The organism is Novosphingobium indicum, assembly GCF_014645195.1.
Classification (GTDB): Bacteria; Pseudomonadota; Alphaproteobacteria; order Sphingomonadales; family Sphingomonadaceae; genus Novosphingobium; species Novosphingobium indicum.
The window spans coordinates 1-717 of record NZ_BMLK01000101.1 but is presented as its reverse complement, the minus strand read 5'-3'; the positions used below and the strand labels follow the sequence as shown (position 1 = coordinate 717).

1 protein-coding gene is annotated in these 717 nt (G+C 64.3%); it reads right to left on the bottom strand.

The annotated features are described in order from the left end of the window. Positions 1-709 (bottom strand): IS5 family transposase gene (locus tag IEX64_RS24320; RefSeq protein WP_188824062.1). Its coding sequence is split into 2 segments (ribosomal slippage), with 710 coding nucleotides annotated over them: positions 1-385 and positions 385-709; the frame shifts between segments, so codons are not numbered across the junction. This gene is flagged as partial in the annotation. Positions 710-717: the final 8 nt, after the last annotated feature.

The following is a 717-nucleotide window of genomic DNA, read 5'->3' as shown; positions in this document are numbered from 1 at the left end:
GCGGCGAGTTTGTCATAGCGGGTGGCGATGCGCCGCCATTGCTTGAGCTTGGCGAAGAAGCCTTCGATGCCCCAGCGTTGTTTGTAGGCGATGCGGTCATAGCGGTGCTGATATATGCGGTGGCGGCGAGGCGGGATGACCGGCTCGCCACCTTGCTCGTAGATGAGGTCGTGCAGGCGGTCGGCATCATAGGCGCGATCCGCCAGCACCTTGCCTGCCGGGATGCCGCGGATCAGGTCGCATGCGGGGGCCATGTCGTTCTGCTGGCCGGGGCCAAGGATGAAGCGGATCGGCAGGCCAAGGGCATCGACTACGGCGTGGACCTTTGTGCCGAACCCGCCGCGCGAGCGCCCGAGAGCCTGGGCTTGAGCACCCCCCTTTTTACCCGCGCTCCGGCAGCTTGAGCCTGAGCACGGATCACGGTCGCATCAATCGCCAGCCACTCAATGTCGGGATCATCTGACACCGCCTCGAAAATCCGGTCGATCACGCCTTGCTCAACCCAGCGGTAATAACGCCGCTTCGCCGTCTGATAGGGGCCGAACCGCTCCGGCAGATCGCGCCAGCGACCACCGGAACGGGCCAGCCAAAGCAGCGCATTGAGAAACAATCTGCCGTCGCTTCTCGGGCCACGCTTGCCCTTCCGGCCTCCCGGCACAAACTCACGCAATCGCTCCCACTGATCGTCCCGCAATACCTCGCCTTCCACACCAGCCT